Annotated in this window: 3 protein-coding genes; all 3 read left to right on the forward strand. The window is 69.0% G+C overall.

Going from position 1 to position 4,687, the window contains the following annotated elements:
• Nucleotides 1–440 precede the first annotated feature (440 nt).
• The 3 genes from FJ222_12100 to FJ222_12110 are packed head-to-tail and all read left to right on the forward strand — an operon-like array spanning nt 441 to nt 4,485.
• On the forward strand, nt 441–1,235 hold the full coding sequence (locus FJ222_12100; protein ID MBM4165163.1) for a DeoR/GlpR transcriptional regulator: 795 nt from the start codon (nt 441–443) through the stop codon (nt 1,233–1,235).
• 35 nt (nt 1,236–1,270) lie between these two features.
• The gene (locus tag FJ222_12105; GenBank protein ID MBM4165164.1) at nt 1,271–3,577 is read left to right on the forward strand and encodes a pyruvate dehydrogenase; all 2,307 of its coding nucleotides are present in this window, start codon (nt 1,271–1,273) and stop codon (nt 3,575–3,577) included.
• Complete coding sequence (locus tag FJ222_12110) at nt 3,574–4,485, forward strand: SDR family oxidoreductase (protein MBM4165165.1); 912 nt, start codon at nt 3,574–3,576, stop codon at nt 4,483–4,485. The genes FJ222_12105 and FJ222_12110 overlap by 4 nt, the downstream gene beginning before the upstream one ends.
• Nucleotides 4,486–4,687: the final 202 nt, after the last annotated feature.

Raw genomic sequence — 4,687 nt, forward strand, 5'->3', positions numbered from 1 at the left:
TCATTGAGAACGCCAACCAAGCGATGCAGCCGACGGCGCTGCCGCGCCCCGGCCTGATCGCCGAGGTTCACCCCTCTTCGCTCTCCCGCATCCCGTCGCTCTCCCGCACCACCCGGCCGAGGCCGACGGTGACGCCGCGTCCACGAGAAACGCGCCATTTCAGCTTTTCAGCTTTTCTCTTGGAGCGCGAGGGTGTCGTAGAAGCGGCGGCGGGCGCATCCCCGTTTCGGTGCTTTCATGGGAGCGCGGGCGTCTCGCCCGCACCGTTGGCCGTTACGCGTACTTCCCAAAGCGGGCGGGACGCCCGCGCTCCCATCAAGAACGCGTCAAGTCAACGAAACGGGGATGCGCCCACGGCGGCCGGTGGGTGTGTTTTTGCGCTTGTTTCCGCAGCCCGTTTGTGATTAAATGCGCTCTCCTTTGAGCACGAACGATCACAAATGAGCGAACCATCCACCAAAGAACTGGCTGTCGGGCGTCACGAGCGGCTCCGTCTGTTGCTGCGCGAGCGCCGGGTGGTCCGCGTGGAGGAATTCGCCGCGACGCTGGAGGTCTCGCCGGCGACGGTCCGGCGCGACCTGGCGGAGATGGAGGCCGACGGCGAGCTCAAGCGGGTGCATGGCGGGGCGGTGGCGGTGGCCGCGTCGCTCGTCGCCGACGAGCCGCTCTTCGAGGACAAGGCGTCGCGCGCCGAACCCCAGAAGCGCCGTATCGCCGCCGCCGCGGCGAAGCTGATTCCGGCGGCGCACACGACCTTGTTTCTGGATGGCGGCTCGACGGTTCTCGCGCTGGCGCATCTCCTCCTCCGCTGCACGCAGCACACGATTGTCACCAATTCGCTCCGTGTCGCCCAGGTGCTTGCTGCGGGGGGGCCGCAGGTGATCCTCACCGGCGGCGCGTTGCGGCGGCTCTCGCAGACGTTTGTCGGCCCGCTCACCCGCCACATCCTCGAGAACATCTCCTGTGACATCGCCTTCATGGGCACGCTGGGGCTCACCCCGGATGACGGCCTGACCACCACCGATCCGGACGAGGCCTATACCAAGGAGCTGGCGATCGCCCGCGCCCGCCGCGTCGTCCTGCTGGCCGACGCCACCAAGGTCGGCGCCGTTTCGACCGTCCGCTTTGCGCCGATCTCGACCCTGCACACGCTGGTCACCGACACCACGCTGCCGCGGTCGACGCTTGCCGCTCTTCGCGACGCCTACCCGGCGTTGCGCATCCTCACCGCCTAGGCTTCTCAACACGTAACCCGAAAGAACAGGACCCCATGAGTAAACCCGCTAACAACTACCTAAGCACGCTAAAGCCGCTCTTCAAGCCCGGCAAGACCGAACTGGGCAAGATCGCCGCCTACCAGTACAAGAAGACCCTGACCGATGAACTGGCCGCGGGCACCCTCACGAAGCAGCAGGCCGTCGATCTGCTGGAGGACATGCTCACCGTCCGCGAGTTCGAGGAGATGATCGTCAAGCTCCGCACCGGCGCCTATCCTTCCTGCGTCGGGTATGACTACCGCGGCCCGACGCACGTCTCGATCGGACAGGAGGCGACGGCCGTGGGCTGCACCTCTGGCATCGCCAGCGACGACTACATCACCTCGACCCATCGCGGCCACGGCGATTCGGTTGCCAAGGGGATGACCGCCATCCGCGGCATGACGGCCGAGCAGCTCAAGGGCCGCGTGCCGGGCTGCGCCTCGACCCGGAAGTCCGACCTGGTCGCCGCCGCCCACGAGGATCATGTCTACCGCGCCATCGCCGAACTGTTCGGCAAGGAGGAGGGCTACTGCAAGGGCCGCGGCGGCGGCATGCACATCGCCGACTTCAAGGCCGGCCACCTCGGCGCTAACGCCATCGTCGGCGGCGGCGTGCCGATCGCGACCGGCTCGGCCATGTCGGCCCGCTACTTCGGCAACGGCAAGATCACCTGCTGTTTCGCCGGCGACGGTGCCTACAACAACGGCGTGGTCATGGAGTCGCTCAACTGGGCCGCCATGGGCCAGTTTACCCTGCCCGAATACGCCGGCGAACGGAGCTACGGCCTGCCGATCTTTTACGCGCTGATCAACAACCACTACGGCATGACCGGCCGCGCCGACGGCGAGGTTGTGGGCATCCGCAACATGGCCCGCCGCGCCGCGGGCTTCGCCGAGAACAACCTGCACGCCGAGATCATCAACGGCATGGATGTGCTGGCGTGCTTCGACGCCGCCCGCCGCGCCGCCGCCCTCTGCCGCGCCGGCAAGGGCCCGGTGCTGATGGAGTTCGACACCTACCGCTACTACGGCCACTCCCTTTCCGACCCCCGTAATGAGTACCGCACCAAGGAGGAGGAGTCGCAGTGGAAGGAGACCGACCCCCTGATCCTCTTCGAGCGGCAGATCCTCGACGCCGGTGTCCTCACGCCGGCCGCCCTCGACGCCCTCAAGGGCACGGTCGCCGACCGCAACGCCCGCGCCGCAGCCCGCGCCGCCCAGTCGGCTGAGCCCGATCCGCGCGACGTGATCCGCTACATGTACACCGACACCTGCGTCGAGACCGTCCCCGCTGAGTTCACACGGGTTGAGGTGCATGGCGCCGCGCCCGAGGTCAAGCGCACCCCCGCCGGTGAACTCACCTACAAGGACGCGATCAAGGAGGCGCTGGTCGAGGAGATGCTCCGCGACAGCCGCGTCGTCCTCTACGGCGAGGACATCGCCGAATACGGCGGCGCCTTCAAGGTGACCAAGGGGCTGATCGACGCCTTCGGCCGTAACCGCGTCTTCAACTCGCCCATCTCCGAGGCGGCGATCTGCGGCACGGCCGTCGGCGCGGCCATGACCGGCCTGCGCCCGGTGGTCGAGCTGATGTACATGGATTTTGCGCTGATGGCCTCGGATCAGATCTCCAACCAGGCTGCCAAGTGGCACTACATGTCGGGCGCGAATGTCGAGGTCCCCCTCGTCTACCGCGCCTCGGTCGGCGGCGGCAAGGGCTACGGCGGACAGCATTCGCAGACGCTCGAATCCATGTTTGCCCACATCCCCGGCCTCTACGTGGTCTATCCCGCGACCCCGGCCGATGCCAAGGGGATGCTCAAGACGGCGATCCGCGACAACAACCCGATTCTGTTCGTCGAGTCCCAGCTCCTCTACAACATGAAGGGTGTCGTCCCCGAGGGCGAGCGGCTGATCCCGCTCGGCGTGGCCGACATCAAGCGCGCCGGCAAGGACGCCACGATCGTCACCTGGGGCCCCGCGCTGCACGACTGCCTCAAGGCCGCCGAGACACTCGCTGCCGAAGGGGTGCAGGCCGAGGTGGTGGACCTGCGCTCGCTCGTCCCGCTCGACATGGAGACGGTGCTCGCCTCGGTCCGCAAGACCGGCCGCTGCGTCGTGGTCTCCCAGGCGGTCAACATCGGCTCGTACACCGGTGAGATCGCCTCGCGGATCATGGCTGAAGCCTTCGACAGCCTCGACGCCCCCGTGCTGCGCGTCGGCGCCAAGGACGGCATCGCGCCGCAGTCGCACGTCCTCGAAAAGGCGTTCCTGCCCAATGCCGACGACATCGTCGCGGCGGTCAAGCAGACGCTGTGAGGGCGGAGACACTGAGCGCGCCATCCATTCTGGTGACCGGCGCGTCGGGGCTGCTGGGACGCGCCATCCTCGCCGCGTTCCGGTCCGACGCCGCCGCCTGGCGGGTGTGCGGCGCCGGCTTCTCGCGGGCGCGGGAGGGTCTGGTCAGACTCGACCTGTGCGACCCCGTAGCGGTGGAGGCGTGCCTCGAATCGCTCCGCCCGCGCGTGGTGATCCACAGCGCCGCCGAGCGCCGGCCCGATGTCAGCGAGCGCGACCCGGAGGCCACGCGCCGCCTGAATGTCGAGGCCACCGCCCGTCTGGCCCGCTGGTGCGCGGCCCACGGCGCCTGGTTGCTGTACCTCTCGACGGACTACGTGTTTGACGGCGCCCGGCCGCCCTACGGCGTGGATGCCCCGACGGGGCCGCTCAACGCCTACGGACGGTCGAAGCTCGCGGGCGAACACGCGGTCCGCAGCGAGACGGCGGATGCCGCCGTGCTGCGCGTCCCCATCCTCTACGGCCCGTGCGAGTCGCTCGCCGAATCGTCGGTCACCGGCATCGTTCCGGCGCTGCTCCGGGCGACGCCCGCCGCACCGGTCCGCCTCGACCATTGGGCCGTGCGCTACCCGACGCACACCGCCGACATCGCCTCCGTCATCTGCCAGATGACCCGCCGCCGCCTGGCTGGCCACCCGCTCGCCGGCGTCTTCCATGCGTCGGGGAACGAGCCGCACACCAAGTACACGCTCGGGCTGCTGATGGCCCGCATCCTCGGGGTCGCCGCCGCAGCCGTGCGGCCCGACGACGCCCCGGCGCCCGGCGCCCCGCGCCCCCAGGACGCCCATCTCGACACCTCCCGCCTCGACGCCCTCGGCATCACCGCCCGCACGCCCCTCGAGCCGGCGCTGCGGGAGATCCTCGCGTAGCACAGGGATGTCGACCGCATCCTCGCCGCCAAGACCGCCGACCCCGCCGCCAACATCGCGGCTCTTGAGGCCGAGCTTGACCGCCTGGTTTACGGGCTCTACGGGCGCGCCTGTACGGAAACGGGGGGCGCGGGATGAGCGGCGTGGGAGAGCGCGGTGTGAACACCACGCACAGGACGGGGGGGGACCTGTGCGCCCCGTT

This window comes from Lentisphaerota bacterium, assembly GCA_016873675.1.
Classification (GTDB): Bacteria; Verrucomicrobiota; Kiritimatiellia; order RFP12; family JAAYNR01; genus VGWG01.